The sequence below is a fragment of the Phycisphaerae bacterium genome, assembly GCA_035275405.1.
Lineage (GTDB): Bacteria > Planctomycetota > Phycisphaerae > UBA1845 > UTPLA1 > DATEMU01.
This window is the reverse complement of record DATEMU010000007.1, coordinates 217,309-232,997: the sequence shown is the minus strand read 5'-3', so window position 1 is coordinate 232,997 and position 15,689 is coordinate 217,309. Positions and strand designations below refer to the sequence as shown.

General features: G+C 60.8%; 14 protein-coding genes. 4 read left to right on the top strand and 10 right to left on the bottom strand.

What is annotated here, in order from left to right:
- The first annotated feature begins 62 nt into the window (after positions 1-62).
- Complete coding sequence (locus tag VJZ71_10170) at positions 63-1,007, top strand: site-2 protease family protein (GenBank protein HKQ48423.1); 945 nt, start codon at positions 63-65, stop codon at positions 1,005-1,007.
- Positions 1,008-1,058: 51 nt separating this feature from the next.
- On the opposite strand, the gene VJZ71_10165 is transcribed toward VJZ71_10170, so the two are convergent.
- The 3 genes from VJZ71_10165 to VJZ71_10155 form a co-directional block, all read right to left on the bottom strand.
- Entirely contained in the window at positions 1,059-1,400 is a 342-nt protein-coding gene (locus tag VJZ71_10165; GenBank protein ID HKQ48422.1) for a hypothetical protein, read from the bottom strand.
- 168 nt (positions 1,401-1,568) lie between these two features.
- The gene (locus tag VJZ71_10160; GenBank protein ID HKQ48421.1) at positions 1,569-2,225 is read right to left on the bottom strand and encodes a hypothetical protein; all 657 of its coding nucleotides are present in this window, start codon (positions 2,223-2,225) and stop codon (positions 1,569-1,571) included.
- Between the two features lie 11 nt (positions 2,226-2,236).
- Entirely contained in the window at positions 2,237-3,424 is a 1,188-nt protein-coding gene (locus VJZ71_10155; GenBank protein ID HKQ48420.1) for an acyl-CoA dehydrogenase family protein, read from the bottom strand.
- A gap of 276 nt (positions 3,425-3,700) precedes the next feature.
- Here VJZ71_10155 and VJZ71_10150 point away from each other — a divergent pair, with 276 nt between their 5' ends.
- Entirely contained in the window at positions 3,701-4,198 is a 498-nt protein-coding gene (locus VJZ71_10150; protein HKQ48419.1) for a CHRD domain-containing protein, read from the top strand.
- A gap of 70 nt (positions 4,199-4,268) precedes the next feature.
- Here the strand turns inward: VJZ71_10150 and VJZ71_10145 are convergent, their stop codons facing one another.
- Positions 4,269-5,195, bottom strand: a complete 927-nt coding sequence (locus VJZ71_10145) for a DUF4375 domain-containing protein (protein ID HKQ48418.1) — start codon at positions 5,193-5,195, stop codon at positions 4,269-4,271.
- A 330-nt stretch (positions 5,196-5,525) separates the two neighbouring features.
- On the bottom strand, positions 5,526-6,350 hold the full coding sequence (locus VJZ71_10140) for an IS1 family transposase (protein ID HKQ48417.1): 825 nt from the start codon (positions 6,348-6,350) through the stop codon (positions 5,526-5,528).
- Between the two features lie 104 nt (positions 6,351-6,454).
- Here VJZ71_10140 and VJZ71_10135 point away from each other — a divergent pair, with 104 nt between their 5' ends.
- Both VJZ71_10135 and VJZ71_10130 read left to right on the top strand, forming a co-directional pair.
- The gene (locus tag VJZ71_10135; GenBank protein ID HKQ48416.1) at positions 6,455-7,567 is read left to right on the top strand and encodes a helix-turn-helix domain-containing protein; all 1,113 of its coding nucleotides are present in this window, start codon (positions 6,455-6,457) and stop codon (positions 7,565-7,567) included.
- Between the two features lie 12 nt (positions 7,568-7,579).
- Positions 7,580-8,137: a hypothetical protein gene (locus VJZ71_10130; protein ID HKQ48415.1), complete on the top strand. Its 558-nt coding sequence runs from the start codon at positions 7,580-7,582 to the stop codon at positions 8,135-8,137.
- Here the strand turns inward: VJZ71_10130 and VJZ71_10125 are convergent.
- The 5 genes from VJZ71_10125 to VJZ71_10105 form a co-directional block, all read right to left on the bottom strand.
- Positions 8,121-8,375, bottom strand: coding sequence for a histone H1 (locus VJZ71_10125; protein HKQ48414.1), 255 nt, complete (start codon positions 8,373-8,375; stop codon positions 8,121-8,123). The two genes, VJZ71_10130 and VJZ71_10125, sit on opposite strands and share 17 nt — an antisense overlap.
- A gap of 92 nt (positions 8,376-8,467) precedes the next feature.
- Positions 8,468-9,400 carry a helix-turn-helix domain-containing GNAT family N-acetyltransferase gene (locus VJZ71_10120; GenBank protein HKQ48413.1) on the bottom strand — a complete coding sequence of 311 codons (933 nt, stop codon included), beginning with the start codon at positions 9,398-9,400 and terminating at the stop codon, positions 8,468-8,470.
- Positions 9,401-9,486: 86 nt separating this feature from the next.
- On the bottom strand, positions 9,487-12,585 hold the full coding sequence (locus VJZ71_10115) for a CHASE2 domain-containing protein (GenBank protein HKQ48412.1): 3,099 nt from the start codon (positions 12,583-12,585) through the stop codon (positions 9,487-9,489).
- Positions 12,586-12,617: 32 nt separating this feature from the next.
- On the bottom strand, positions 12,618-13,922 hold the full coding sequence (locus VJZ71_10110) for a SpoIID/LytB domain-containing protein (GenBank protein ID HKQ48411.1): 1,305 nt from the start codon (positions 13,920-13,922) through the stop codon (positions 12,618-12,620).
- Positions 13,923-13,978: 56 nt separating this feature from the next.
- On the bottom strand, positions 13,979-15,292 hold the full coding sequence (locus tag VJZ71_10105) for a DNA-directed RNA polymerase subunit alpha C-terminal domain-containing protein (GenBank protein HKQ48410.1): 1,314 nt from the start codon (positions 15,290-15,292) through the stop codon (positions 13,979-13,981).
- Positions 15,293-15,689: the final 397 nt, after the last annotated feature.

Below are 15,689 nucleotides of genomic sequence, written 5' to 3'. Positions count from 1 at the left end.
CCCCCGGCAAGCCTGCCGGGGGCTTTTCATTTCGGCCATCCCCGAAGCGATATAATCCGCCGATGCCTGCACCCCCCAACCGCTTCCCCGGCGCCATACGACTCTTCCGCTTCGCCGGCATCGACGTTTTCCTCCACTGGACCTGGGCCCTCATCGCCGTCGTCGCCTTTCAGGCCCGACTCGGCGTCTATGAATCCGAATTCTGGAACGTCGCCGAATACCTCACCCTCTTCGCCATCGTCCTCACCCACGAATTCGGCCACGCCCTCGCCTGCCGCTCCGTCGGCGGTCGCGCCGACCGCATCCTCCTCTGGCCCCTCGGCGGCGTCGCCTACGTCGATCCCCCGCGCCGACCCGGCGCGGTCCTCTGGAGCATCGCCGCCGGGCCGCTCGTCAACGTCGCCCTGATCCCGATCACCCTTGGCGCGCTCGCCCTCGCCCCGCGACTCCTGCCGGGAATATCCAATGACCTCTCCGACTACCTCGTCAGCATCGCCGCCATCAATATCTTCCTCCTGCTCTTCAACCTCCTCCCGATCTATCCCCTCGACGGCGGCCAGATCCTCCAATCCATCCTGTGGTTCTTCATCGGTCTGCCCAAAAGCCTCGCCGTCGCCTCGGTCGTCGGCATCATCGGCGCCGCCGGCGTGATCGTCTTCGCCATCGCTTCAGGGGATATGTGGCTGATCGTCCTGGCGATCTTCGGCATCTCACGAAGTCTCGGCGGCCTGAAGAGTGCCCGTGCCCTCGCCGCCATGTATCGGATTCCGCGCCGCGACGACGCCCGCTGCCCGCACTGTCGGGAATTCGCCCCCGCCGGCGCCATCTGGCGCTGCCGCTGTGGCGGCGCCTTCGACGCCCTCTCCCCCTACGGTCAATGCCCCCGCTGCGGCAGCGCCCCCGCCGTCATCCCCTGCCCCTTCTGTAACGAGTCCGAACCGCCCTCGGCCTGGCGTGTTACGCCGACGCCGACGCGTGTGGAATGGGCGAGGGTGGTCGAAGAGTAGTTTCAACCGGGGCGCAGGGTCGTTCGCTGATGAAGCCCGGCCGACGACCACTTACACTGAAAACGACGCCGGCAACTCATGCCCGCAATACAAACAGCGCCGGTGGCGCTTCGAAAGCTGACGCCGGCACTTGGGGCACTCGCCGATGTTGAGGCCGATCTTCCCGTCGAGCTTTCCGTCCGACAGATCGAGCTCCTGCACTCGCTTCACCAACTCATCTTCCACGACCCCGAGCCGCTCGCTCAGCAGCGACCACATCGCCGCCGACATGAGCGTCAGCCGATCCAGCCGCTCCTCCAGAACGCTCGCGTCGCGCTTAGCGTCGCGCGCATCCCGCCGCGCGCCCTCATCCGCCGAAAACAAACATCGCGTAAAGTATCCGAGTGAAATCATCGTCGTCGCTCCTTTTGGACGCGCCGGGAACACGCTCCGGCGCATGATAGAATTGGTCATTCTTCACGAATGGGCCCTCGCCTTCAATTATTATCTTCCGCGAATTTCCTAATCGGTAACGCTTGCCGTCTAGAACGCCGCTGTCCCTGACGCCACCATATGGCTCGCTCAGCCCCGGGTTGCTTTGTATGCCTTGGAGAGGGCCTCGCTGTCGAACTTCTTATCGTCAAAGCAAAGCGACTTCAAATGTGCGCTTAGCCACTTGGCCCATGGCCCTCCCGATTCGGGGAACTTACTTTCCTTCCCGCCCACGATAAACCCGCTCACGACCCACCCTGTTGACTTCTCGGTCTTCACGAACAATTTCAACTGCAAGCTGTGGCGATATTTCTCCTTTATGAACTCGGTGGTCAGCAACTTTGCGCGCTGACCGTCGCTGAGTTCAACATCCTCGACGGTTTTCTTTTTCATAAGCTTGAGCCGCTTGTTGTTCTTAGCGTCTTTGATGTGGCTTTCGACCCATTTGTCTAGGTTCTTGTCAGTTGTAAACTCCTCAACAGTCATCCCGATCTGCAGTGGCGATCCTGTTTCGTCAACGATCGGCGTGGAGCACCCATCGCCATTGAAATAAAGGCGCATATGTGGCATGTTCATATCGAGCTTGCGCCAGTTCTTCGGAACGCCGACCACAGCAGAGCCCGTTGTCATTATCCTAAACTCGGGATTTTCTGCCCCTGTGGGTTGAGACTGAGCCGATCTCGGGGGCTCTGAATGGGCAATGAACATCGAAAGGAAGAAAAGGCCGTGCGCTGTGATGAAATGCATGGTCACGCGTCTCAAAATGCCGCCGTCCCCGTCAACTCCCGCCCCACGATCAACTCGTGGATCGTCTCCGTCCCCTCATAGGTGATCACGCTTTCGAGGTTCAGCATGTGCCGGATCGGGCAGCACTCGATCGAAATCCCCCCCGCACCGAGGATGTCCCTCGCATCGCGGGCGATGTCCAGCCCCATCCGCACGTTGTTCCACTTCGCCATGCTCACGTGGCTGTGGTGCAGCATCCCCTGGTCTTTTAGTCGCCCGAGCTGCAGCGCGAGCAACTGCCCGGTCGTGATCCGCCGGGCCATATCCGCCAGCCGCCGCTGGATCGTCTGCGTATGTGCGATCGGCTTGCCGAAGACCACGCGGATCTTCGCGAACTCCAGCGCCTCCTTGAAGCACGCAATGGCCGAGCCAATCGCCCCCCACGCAATCCCGTACCGCGCCTGCGTCAAACACCCCAGCGGCCCCTTGAGCCCCACGACGTTCGGCAGCCGCTGGCTCTCCGGCACGCGGACGTTGTCCAGGAACAACTCGCTCGTCACACTCGCCCGCAGCGAAAACTTCCGCAGGATATCCCGCGCCGTGTAACCCGGCGTCCCCTTCTCCACGATGAAGCCCATGATCCCCTGCTCGGTCTTCGCCCACACGATGGCGAGGTCCGCGATCGTCCCGTTCGTGATCCACATCTTCGCCCCATTGATCACCCAATCCCCGCCCTTCTTGACCGCGTGCGTCTTCATCGTCCCGGGATCGCTCCCCCCGTCTGGCTCGGTCAGCCCGAAGCAACCGATGCACTCACCCTTCGCCATCCGCGGCAGGTACTTCGTCCGCTGCTCTTCCGTCCCGTAGGTCAGGATTGGGTACATGCACAGGCTGCCCTGCACGGACACAAAGCTCCGCACGCCGCTGTCCCCGCGTTCAAGTTCCTGACACACCAGCCCGTAGCAGACATTGTTCAGCCCAGCGCAGTCGTATCCCTCAATGTTGCAGCCGAGCAGTCCCATCCCCGCGATCTCCGGAACCAGCTCCTTCGGAAAGCGATGGTCCTCAAACGCCTTCGGGATGATCGGCAGGACTTTCTCATCCACCAACCGCGCGACCGCCTCCTGAATGGCGATCTCGTCCTCGGACAAGAGCGAGCGGACGTTGAAGTAGTCAAACGCGCTGGGCGTCTCGACGGATCGGCTGGCGGTGGCAGTCATGATGCACTCCGATTCTTTCCTGACGGTGGTGATCCAAATTCAAGCTTCACTAATCAAGCATCGATCCGGAATTGTACCAAAATGCACAGAACGGGCATCCCGCCGGGTGATTGCGCCTCGCAATCGCAACAAAACCAGCTGAGCGGGTTGGTATTTTTACCACGTCGGCCGCTCAGGCCTTGATCCGGTCACTCCGATTTGGTTACCATTGCCCTTGAGTTCGAGCTTGCCCTCATCGGCAAGAAATTCGGGATCGAGGCGGAAAGAGGTGTTCCCATGTTCAGAGCGGCACTCTTGGTTTCAGCATTGACGGCGATGGTGTCAGTCAGCCCGGCGATGGCCACGATCCACGTCTACGACTTCGTCATGGATGGATTCCAGGAGACGCCCCCGGTCGCCACTCCCGGCACAGGCAATTGCCATGTGACGCTGGACGATTTGAGTTTTGATTACACGGTAAATTGCACGTTCTCGGGTTTGATCGGAACCACCAACAACGCCCACATCCACGGCCCCGCCCCGATCGGTTCGCCCGCCAGCGTCATCGTCGGCCTTACTTTCGATTTCGGCGTTACCGCGGGCAACATCACGGGCGCCGGAACTCTCTCGGCCGTCAACGCCCAGCACGTCCTCGACGGCAACACGTACGTAAACCTGCATACCACCTTCCGCCCCGGCGGCGAGATCCGCGGCCAGATCGTCCCCGAGCCTGCGACCGCGATGCTGCTGGCCTTCGGCGGACTGATTGCGATCCGGCGGCGACGTCGCCGCTGAGAATCAACTCCCTTTCGAGTTTCCAAATCAACTGGTAGATGCGCGGGGCCGATCTCGCGATTGTCCTCCTTTATTGAATCGCGAACTCCTCGGGATGGGCGCGGATGTACTTAATCCGAAGTTCACTCACGTTCTCTTTGAGCTTGAAGAACTCGTCGTCGATCTTTCCCAGGTCGACGTCGGGGTAGGTCTCCATGTACTTCTTGACGGACTTGTCCGCCTTGAATTGTTTCTGTCCGGGTTCGGCACGCACGAACGCGGCAATGGCCCGCTTTGTGAGGGTCGCGTGCTTCTTGGCCTTGATGAGCGTGAATCCGCGAACGGCGTCTCGTACGAGCCAACCGTTGTTGTTGGAAAAGAACTGGTCGTAACCGCCATTGTTGACCTCGCCCTCCACGGTAAAAGTGGAATAGATCATCTTCATCCCCTTGGGCAGCTTCTTAAACGCCCCTTTGCTTTCGCCGCCCTCAGGGCCGAAGATCCGCGCGAGGCACTGCGTGTGCAGTCTCTCCTCCAGTTTCTCATCCGGGATGGACGCGATTATTTCGACCGTGACCGGCTCCGGCTTCCCAAATGTGCCGGATGCGCGGACGACCGCGCCCCCACCATCACCACCTCCTTTCGAATCATCCCCCGCCTCCTCAATGTCCGCGCGCAAAGCCAGCAGGGATTTCTTTAGGTCCTGACGATTGTATTGGTTCGCCTGGCTGACCATCGAGCGAAAAAAGGCCTGAAGATATTGGTCTTCGTCAAATTCGGCGGCCCGGCGCCGTCCGCCCCCGGTGTAGGCCTTGTCGAACGCCACTGTATGCGCCAGATCGGCCATCGGCAGCAAAGCCACCTTGTGGTCGTCGAAACCTTCCATCGTCGACAGAATCTGCATGGCCTCGGCGCGAATCTTCGCCGAATCATCGGACCGCTGGCGCATGCGATTCCAAAAGACGAAACCAAAGACCAATAGCCCGACGGCGATGCCGGTGAGGGTTCTCCCGCTCATGATAGGCCTCCTTCTGGTGGACTTGACGCCCCTAGTATGCCCGAAAAGGCGCCCAAAAATCAATTGGCGGGATGTGCGGTACTGGTACAGTTTCAAATAATAGGTGAAAGCTGTGTTTTTTGAACGGTCTTAATCTCGTTCTTTCGGGGTCCATAGACAACCCTCACCAAATATGTACACGGCGATGGATTAGAGCCCCAGCCGTCTTTGTTTGACTCAAAGCCGCCTGGCGTCTCACCTTCGATTACTACTTCGTCGCGGCCATCATCATCATCGCACCATGCCATATCTCCGACTTTCCAATTAGGGGATTGCATTGATTTTCGCCTCCTAGATCAGCCCTACCAATTGTTCGAGCGTCCACGGCTTATCGGCCAGCCCGCAAGCCTGAGCGGGCGTCTTACCCTTGAGGGTCATGTGCTTGCGACACCAATTGTAGTGCATGACGAAAAGGCTGAAAGAGTGGCCGTGGTTTTCGATTTTCTTGGAGTGACCGTTCGTCAGCCGCGTGAACCGGCGCATCGACATCCGTATCGTGAGGTTCGACCGTTCAACGTGGCTGGTCGAGATATGGGCCGGGTCGGGGTAGCCGATCAGGGTTTCATGCTTGCATCCGATGCACGTGGCCGGGCTGTAGTGGGCTTCGCGCGAGCGATCCTCTTTGTACACCTTGATTAGCTGCGCGTAATCGACCATCGACCCGAAAGCGTTTTTGACCGCCTCGGGGTAGGCCGGAAAGCCATCGGTCGTTAGCTGGGTGTGGCTGTTCACGCGGCTGGCAAGGTCCAGCATGAAGATATCCGCATCGGCCGCGCTGCGCTGCCCGACGTAGTACGTGACGATCATCTTGGAATCGCTGTCGAGAGCGGTCCACGTCCACACGTCGCCGTAGCTGATATCGCGTAGCTTCGTTTTGGCGACGTTCTTAGCCTTGCAGAAATTGAAGCTCCAAACCTCATCGCACTGGACACGGGCGGGCTTGAGGCCGCGAACGTGGTCATCGTGGTATCGGGCGCACGCGCAGCCCAAGTCTTTCAGGAGCTTGAGGATCGTCACCTTCGATACGCCCGTCATGCGGACTATCGAATTGATGCTCATGCCCTCAACCAGGGCCGAAACGACCGCGACACGCTTGGCTGTAGGTAGCTTGTTCATACTGTACAAATATACTTGCTCGACAAGGCATTGTCAAGTGAAATTATCGAATTTCGTAAAACGATAACTTGACAAAACGTGGTTGGCAAGCCCAGAATAGCCCCATGAGCGAAAACCAGTCGGAACATCGAACCGTAGGGGATGCCCTGAGAGACTGCTTGGGCCGTCGCGGCTGGACACAGGCCGACCTTGCCCAAGTGATCGGAAAGACCACGGCGGCAGTGAATGAGATCATCCAAGGCAAACGATCTGTAAGTCCTGAGATGGCCGCGCTCTTCTCGGCAGCGTTCAACACCAGCGCCGGGTACTGGCTGGTTCTAGATGCGGGGACGCGAGTAACAGAAGAAGAATTGGAGGAAGCGAGGCGGCGCGCTCGCCTGTATCACATCGCGCCGGTTAGAGAAATGGTGCGCCGGGGATGGATAAAGCCAGCGGCGGATTTAGCTGGCGTCGAGGCCGAATTGAAAGCGTTTTTCCGCGTCGTGTCTTTGGAACACGATCCAATCCTGTCGGTGGCAACACGAAGACAGGCGGCCGAAGAATCGCCGCTGTCGTCGCAGCAACGTGCATGGTGTTTTCGAGCGCGGAACCTGGCGGCTGATTTACTTGCCCCCCCTTTTGATGATCGTCGTGTTGACGAGTGCGAAGAAAAACTAAAGGGATTACTGGCCCACGCACCTGAAGCCGCTCAGATATCACGGCTGTTGGCTACATTCGGGGTAAGGTTTGTAGTGATCGAGCCGCTAAGTGAATCGAAAATCGACGGAGCCGCACTCTGGTTGGACGACAAGAAGCCTGTGATTGCTCTCTCCCTGCGGCGCGATCGCATCGATTCATTATGGTTTACCCTGTTTCACGAGTGGTCCCACATTCGGCACAAGGACGGTCTTTCGATTGATTCTCGCCTAACCGGCGAGGACGCCATACCGACAGAATCTAAGCCGTCGTTTGAGCAACGGGCCGATTCCGAATCAGCCGCCTCGCTCATACCCCCGGACTCGATTGACTCGTTCATACGGCGCATCGCCCCTTTTTACTCCAAGGAGCGCATTATCCAATTTGCACACCGAAACAAGGTTCATCCTGGAATCGTCGTCGGCCAGTTGCAGCATCGCCGAAAGATTCGCTGGAGCGCGAACCGTGAAATGTTGGCAAAAATCCGCCAGCGCGTTATTTCTACTTCCGTAGTAGATGGCTGGGGAAATACAATCGGATAGCGAGGTTTTAGTATGGCAGCGAAACGTAGGACATCAGCCAAGTTGGAGCAGGCCCAGCGGGACATCAACGACTACATGGCCGAAACCGGCGAAGAAGTTGTTGACATGATGAAAGTCGCAGATTGGCGGATTAAGAATGGAAGATGGAAGCCGCCCCGTATTAGTCCGACCACACTTTGCGCGCGCGAACTCTCCCGCGCGGCTCGACAAGAATTTTACGTTGACCCCCAAGGGCGCGATGTCCGCAAGAAGCACTGTTTCACGTTCATAGATCAAGGCGGCCAGTATCGATGGCTTTGGTTTGATATCATCAACGCGGACGAGCAACAGATGCACAAGTCTGCACAAGCGCGAAGGCGGATGGCGCTCGGCGACGTATCGCAACTTAACACCGACATCTCGTCGTTCAACGATAATAACAAGTACGGCGCACATATCGACATGAGTTTCAATTTCGACGAAGACCTGGCCGAAATGGAACATCCGACGGTTTATCCTGGCGATGAGGAGGACGAATACGACGACGCCGATGATGACGATGATGGAATGGGGGTTACTGTTTCCACCTAGCGGCAGCGGCCTTTTTCGCAATTTCCTTGCGTTTCTTCGCGGTGAGCTTCTCCGCCCTCGCCTTGCCGCCCTTGCTCGCGCCCAGCTTGCTAAGCGCCACCGCAGCCTGATTCCGCGTATCAGGCTTGTCCGGCTCCGGCTTGTCTAACGGCTCGCCCGTCAGCTTCTCGCCGATGATGTGTTCGAGGTTCTCGCGGGCGATCTGGGCCGTATCGCGACGGGTCTTTTTCTTCGCCATGCCCCCATTATACCACACGCCCCGGAGCGGCTAGGATTTCAAACTGTACCAGTACCGGATGTGCCCGGTCGGCCGCAAAAAAACAGGATAACCTATAGCTTGAGTTCCCATGTCTCCGCCGCGAGTGACCGCCCGAAGCTGTGATGCCGCTCCGAGCCGACGCAGTGAAAGCCCGCCCGCTCATAAATCCGCCGCGCGGCGTACAAATCGCTCTGCGTCCAGAGGGCAATCTTCCGATAGCCAGCCGCCCGCGCGAACCGCACACATTCGTCGACCAGTCGCCCGCCGATGCCCAACCCCCGCGCCGTCGGCTCCACCAGAAACAACCGCAGCTTGGCCGTCGCCGTCGCCCCCTTCACCAGAAAGATGCACCCGGCGTTGACGCCGTCGCGTTCGGCGATCCAACAGCGGTCGCGCTTGGCGTCGAATTTCTGGATGAATTCCGCGACAATGCCCGCCACCAGCGCCTCGAACTCTTCGTTGTAGCCTTCCTCCTGGAAATACAACTCGCCATGCCGCTGAACCACCCAGCCCATGTCGCCCGGTCGCGGTTGGCGAATACGAATCGCGGTGGGCTCACTTCTTCGGGGTTCCCCAAGAAGCGTCTCAATCACCTGCATCGCCGCTACCAGTCGACTCTGGTTCGTCGCGGACACCCGCTTCAGGAGGGCGGCCACAGCGTCGTGCGATCGCCGGTCAAGTGGCGAAAACGCTTTGCGCCCCGACGGTGTCAGTGAAAGAATTAGGCTGCGGCCGTCTTCCAGTGATCGCCGCCGTTCGATCCACCGCCGCCGGCGAAATCCAGCAAGAATCCGACTCGCATAGCCGGCATCCATATCCAACTCTCGCACCAGATTGCTCGCGGTCGTTTCTTTCCGCTGAGCCAGCTCGTACAACACGCGAACCTTGGCCAGGGAAAAACCGCTGTCAAGATAATCGTCGCGTAGAAGCCCGATCTGCCGGACATATAGCCGGTTGAACCGGCGAACGGCGGCAACACGCTGTTCGAGGGCGCTGGCGGCCATTGACTCATTGTTGTCCAAATAGTTGACTTTGTCAACTATTTGGGCGAACGGGGGGCCGGGTCCAAGTCCCGTCATTTCGTAACACCTTATTTCTCCTTCAACTCCAGCGCCCCCGCCCACCCATCCTCCGGCGGAAACGCCTTGAACTCCTGGCACGCGTCGATGTACCGGCTCGCCCCCGCGTCGTCGAACCGCCGCGCGAGGATTCGCGTAAAGTGAACGATGCACTCATCCCACTTCCGCTGCTTGTAAAGCTCGACACCCGCCTCGAACCGCTCGATGTACTCCCGCTGCTCCGCCGAAAGCGAGCCCTTTCGCCCGACGATCTCATAGACCGGCACCGTCCGTCCCTTTCCCTTTACCTGCAACTCCGCCAGATACCGAAACTCGTACCGATCGCGCACCGCCTCCCGCGTCGGCCCCGAAACGAGAATCTGCGTCCCGAACACCTTGTTGGCCGGCTCCAGCCGCGCCGCCAGATTCACCACATCGCCGATCACCGTGTAGTCCGTCTTGAGCACCGAGCCCATGTCGCCGTTCTTGCACGGCCCGCTGGCCAGCCCGATGCGCATGTACAGCGCGTCGAAAATCTTCGTCGCCGGGTCGCTCCGCCGATCCACCTTGAGCTTCTCCAGCTCTTCCATCGCCTCTAGCGCCGTCTCGCACGCCGCCTGCACATGCTCCGGCAGCGGATCGACCGACGGGTTGTAAAACGCCATGATCCCGTCGCCCATGAACTTGTTGATCAGCCCCCGCCGCGCCCAGATGACCTGACTCATCCGGTGCAGGTACGTGTTCAGCACGTGCTGCGTCACTTCCGGGTCCTGCTCCTCCGTCATCGTCGTGAAGCCCCGCAGGTCGGAGAAAAAGCACGTCACCTCCCGCGTCTGCACCGTCTTGAACGCCAGCGCCGCCTCCGGGCTCTCCGCGATCCTCGCGGCGATGAGCGGCGACGTGTATTGCCCCAGCTCGCGGGCAAACAGCCGCCGGTCGCGCTCTGCCGTCAATTGACGAAACAGCGTCACGAACGCCCAGGTGACAAACAGGGTCGCCACCGGCGCGACGAGCAGCACCCACCAGTTCATCAGCATGAAGAACACGTACGCGTTGACCAGTGTGTAGGCCGCGATCAACCCCAGCGTCAGCGTCAAGGCGATGCGCGGCCCGCGCGCGCTGGTAAACCAACTGACGACGGCCCCGCCCAGCAGCGAGATCCAGATCCCCAGATTCCTGCTCGGCGGCGTGATGAACTGCCCCTGCAAAATCCCGTTCAGCACATGCGCGTGGCACATCACGCCGTTCGTCTGCGAGTCGATCGGCGTGCTCACGATATCCCCCTGCGCCGTCGCGGCGAACCCCAGGAACACGTACTTGTCTTTGATCAGGGGCCCCAGTTCGTCCCGCACCGCCGCCATGTCGCGCTCCAGCGCCTCATTGGCCGCCCGTAACCGCGCCACATCCTCCTGAATGATCCGTTGTGCGCCCTTGAATCGCTTCGCCTCGGCCGCCGTGGCCGGATCCGCCAGGTCCTCCGCCGTCAACCCATCGATGTCCTGGCACATCATTTCGACCGCCGAGACCGCCAGCTCCTGCTCCGCGCGAATCTGCGTCAGCATCGCCTCGGATTGCCGCTCCATTTCCGCGACCTCCGCGGCGGGGCGATTCTCCAGCAGTCGCGCAAACCGCGCCCGCCGGGCCAGCGCCAACTGCTCGTTCACCCGCTCGCGATAGGGATTGTCCGCCGCCACCACCCGCGCAGACTCCGCCGGTCCGCTCGCGGTCACCACTTGATACTGGCCTTTGCTGGCGGCAATCACTTCCGCTAGTGCATAATTGATCGCCGTCTCGTTGCTGCGGATCTGCCGCCGCGCATCGGCCAGCACCCAGACCTTCGCCGCCGAGATATGCGGAAAGTCCCGTCCCAGCCGCCAGAATTTGCCCGTCGCCGTCCACGGAATAATGAGATTGCCCCCGTCGTCGAGCGGCATTCGCACGGGCGCTCCCTCCGCCCGGGGGATCGACAATACGCCCGCTTCCGACATCGTCGCCCCGCCGATGTCCAGCCCCATGATCTGCCGCGCCGCCGCCAGCCCCAGGTGCGCCAGCGCACGGCCCTCGTAATTCATCAGGATCGGCACGCGCCGCACCGCGCCGTCCGCATCCGCGCGAAAGTTGACTGCCGCAATGTCCTTCGCGGCCCGCCCCAGCGTATTTAACAACGGCACCGGATCATACGCCCGATGCAGCCTCCCCCGCGCGCTTGAGTCCAGCGGCGCGGTCGAGCGCCGCAGGGCCGCGAGCCCCAGTTGGGTACGAATCGCGCTCAGCACATCGGCCCGATCCGCGGTCTGCCGGTCTTTGTCCGCGCCGAGGATAAGCTCCAGGACTGTGTCCGGCGTGGCGCCGTCCGCAAAGTGCCGCCCGACCAGCTCCACGGCGACCTCCGTCTTCACGCCCGCGACCACCGCCGCCGCCTCCGCCGGCGTGCATTGCAGCCGCTCGGCCAGTTCACGATCGCTCAGCGTAAACCGCTGCAAGAGGACGTCTCGCATCCTCAGCCGCAATAACTCGCGCCCAACCCTCGCCCGCTCCTCGCGCGTGTCCGGCAGCGACAAAAACTGCAACACCTCGTCGATCGTCGCGTCTTTTTTTCGCGACCACCACCGCTTCAATCGCTCGGCCGCGAGTTCCGGCTCGCGCGGATCGCGAACCTCGAACTGCGACGCCATGATGACGTTCCCGCCCGACCGTATGGCCTCCGCCAGCTCCAGGTCGCCATAGACGCGGTTCTCCTCTGAAATCCGGCCGACGACGGTAACGCCCCCGTCCATGGGCACCGCTTCGTCCAATCGCGGATCGTCGTCGTACGGCCGCTCCGGCTCGCTGAGCAGCAAGTCCACCATGACACACGCCGGCTTCAATTCCTGCAGTGCCGCAAGTAACTCCCCCGTCTGCCGCCGGCGCCACGGCCACCGCCCGACGCGCTCCAGCGAGTTATCATCAATATCCACATGCACAATCGGCGTGGTCGGCATCAGCCGGTTGTACTCTTTCACCCTCCAATCCAGGGTCCAGAGTTCGGGCTTCTGCCGGGTATCCAGGGCAAAAAAATACATGACGCACAGCGTCGTCACCGCCATGCCGGTCAGCGTCCCACTGAGTTGTTGCCGACGTTTCAGGGTCAAGGAGATGTGCCTCGCACGTGTAGCGGCCGGCGTCAGTATATCTTCTTGATCGTGGCCCCGGGATAGTAGGTCGCCAGGATCTGCCGGTGGTCCATCCCCCGCCGCGCCTTCGTCTCCATCCCGTACTGGCACAGGCCCATTCCGTGCCCGAACCCGCGGCCATCCTTGAAAATGAAGTTTCCGCCCTGTGCCACAATCGTGCACTTCGTCGACTTCACGATCCGCCCGCCCATGGAAAGCCGAAAATCCTCGCCCATCAGCGTCTCTTTTTGCCCGCCGGAGCCGATCAGCTCGATCCGAATGATTCGGCCATCTTTCGTCAGTTCCTTCGGGCGAACATTCGTGATAAGGCCCAATTTGCTGAGGGTCGGATAGCGGGCCAGCAGCCGCTTCGTCGCCTCCGCCTTGGAAATCGTCACGGGCCCCCAGCGATAATGCCGCGCCGATTGGCAGTCATCGCACGCCACTCCCCCGGCCAATGGCGGCACATCGGGATCGCGCGGCTTAACGTTGTTGACGTGCTGCGAAAGTCCCCCACAGCACGAAGAGTAATACGTGCAGAACATCGCGTCCGTTCCGCCGCCGCCCCAGACACAAACCTCCCCGCTGGTCGCCGACACCGCCGCCACCGCCCCCGCTTCCTCCGCCTGAACGCCGTCGTACACCTGGCTGCTTTCGTCGTCGGTCACATCAAACGACCGGCCGGCCGGCGTCTGCCCCCGCATGTACAGCGCATACGTGCGTGCCGCCACCGCCTGCGCCCGGAATGCCTCGGGATGAAAAGATCGCGGAAGCTCCCCGCGCAATACGCCCCGGAGATACGCCTCAATATCCACATGATTGGTAAAGACGAGTCCCTCGCCGGTCCGTTGAATCCGCAGCAGCCCGCGATAGGTCTTGTCTTCCAGGATGATGCTCGCGTCGCGCGCCGGATGGATCAGGATGTCGCCGCTGGCCAGGGTCAGCGCGCCGATCTGAATCCCGGTTCCGGGAACCGTGCGAACCTCCGCCCGGCTCAACCGCTCCTGCGGACCGGCCAGTTCCCGCCCGCTTTTTGTTTCCGTGATCTTGTACGGAGAGGTGATGGCCAACTGCGCCGTCGATCGCGCCTTGCGGTCCAACAGCCGAACGCGAATCTGCCGCTCGACGACCGTCTCCGGCGGCGCCTCTTCCGGGCGCAGCGGTCGCCAGCCCATGGATTCGGTAAAGCTCAGGCAGCCGACAAAAAAAAGTGTGATCGTCGCCAGGGCCAGGGCGAGGCTGACCACCGGCCCCCGCCGCCGCAGCCATCGGGCGAGCGCCAGAACGGATTTGCTCTTTCCGATGTTTGACAGCACTCCGCCGTTTCCTGTGCTACGGACGTCTCCCTACGCCGTCGGACGTTCGGCGGCGCCTATGAATTCTTGAGCGAGACCCCCATCTCCACCAGGCGGTCCTTGATTTCCTTCAGCGAAGTCGCGCCAAAGTTCCGGGACGCCAGCAGCTCCTGCTCCGATCGCGACACCAGCTCGCCGATCGTGTTGATGCCCAACCGCTGCAGGCACTTTCGCGACCGAACCGAAAGCTCCATTGTCGCCACCGACTTGGAATATACCTCGGGATCGCCGCCCTCGGGCGCCGCCGCCTCCGGCGCAACCTCGACCGGCTCGGCCTTCTCGGGGGCGTTTTGCCCCAGCGACAGGCCCTTTTGCAGCAACATCGCCTTGATCTCGCGAAGAGAAGTATCGCCGAAGTTCTTATACGCCAGCAGCTCCGCCTCCGTCGTGCGCAACAAATCACCCAGCGTGTTGATGTTCATTTTCTTCAGGCAGTTACGGCTGCGCACCGAAAGCTCAAAATCCGTCACCGGAATGTCGAGGACCGCGTCGTGCTTCTCCTGCAGCTTCATCTGCTGCTCGTCGATGTACATGTCCTCGGCCGCCATGACATCCTTCATATAGAGCTGCGCCCGGGCGTGATTCGGATTCACGTCCAGCACGCCCTGCAGGCACTCCGCCGCCTTGTCGTATTCGCACCGGTCTTCATGAATCACCGCGAGATTGATGAGGGCGTGGCTGTGGATGTAGGGCAATTCCGTGCACCGCTGGTAAAGCTCCATCGCCCGATCGTCGCTCCCGTGCAAATCCAGCAGGTACGCCAGATGAAACAGGCTATACACATGATCGGGGTTGAGGCTGATCGCTTTTTCATAGGAGGCAATCGCCGCGTCGATGTCTCCCTGTTCCGCTTGCAACCGGCCTTTCGTGTAGTGCCATTGCGCCGAGCGCTCGCCCGCTCCTGCCTGCCGTTGCAGAGACTCGGCCGCCGCCGAAAGGTCGCCCATGGCGATCAGACATTCGGCCCGCTGACATTCGCACTCCAGGCGATCCCACCCGGCCTGGGCCGCCGACTGGAACGCCGCCATCGCCGGCTCCAGGCGCTTGGAGTCGCGCAGCACCTGGCCGAGGTAATAATCGCGCTGCGCCCCGGGTCGCGCCTTCTCCAGCCATTCGTGCGCCGCCGTCGTGTTCCCCAGGAGCAGGTAACACATCCCCAGCTTGAGCGCGTCACCTTCGCCCGACGCCCGCTCGGCAAGCTGGCGGACCGCGCTGGCAAACCGCTCAACGGACTCGTCGTCGGAAAACGCCGCCTCCTTCAGCGCGCGATATTGTTCTTCGTCAAAGGTCGGATGGGACAACAAACTGCTGAAATCGAGAATCGTCTCCATGAGTCTGCGGGGCTCCTCGGATGATGGGCGTGTTCGACAATCAAGAACATCCGGCAGAGCGATTTCCGGCCGCGCCAAGGCCAAGAATATCACTGGATGCCGAACCATGCATTGTAACAAATCCCGGTAAAGCTTCAACCTGCAATAACACACCCGCCTTCCTCGGCATCCTGGCCTGCGGGGAAAATCACCCTAGCCTTCGGGAAGATAGAACCTTAGGAAAAATCCGCCTCGCTCGCGAACAGCCATCGCTTTTCCGACTTTCAGGGTGTTGTGGTTCAACATCGGGTTTGATATCATGCGCGTACATCGATCATTCGCGGTTGGTTCGTTGCATAACTGCTTGACTTGTAAGTAATTAACGCTGCTGTTCGCGGGCTTCGCCGCTTGGGCTCCC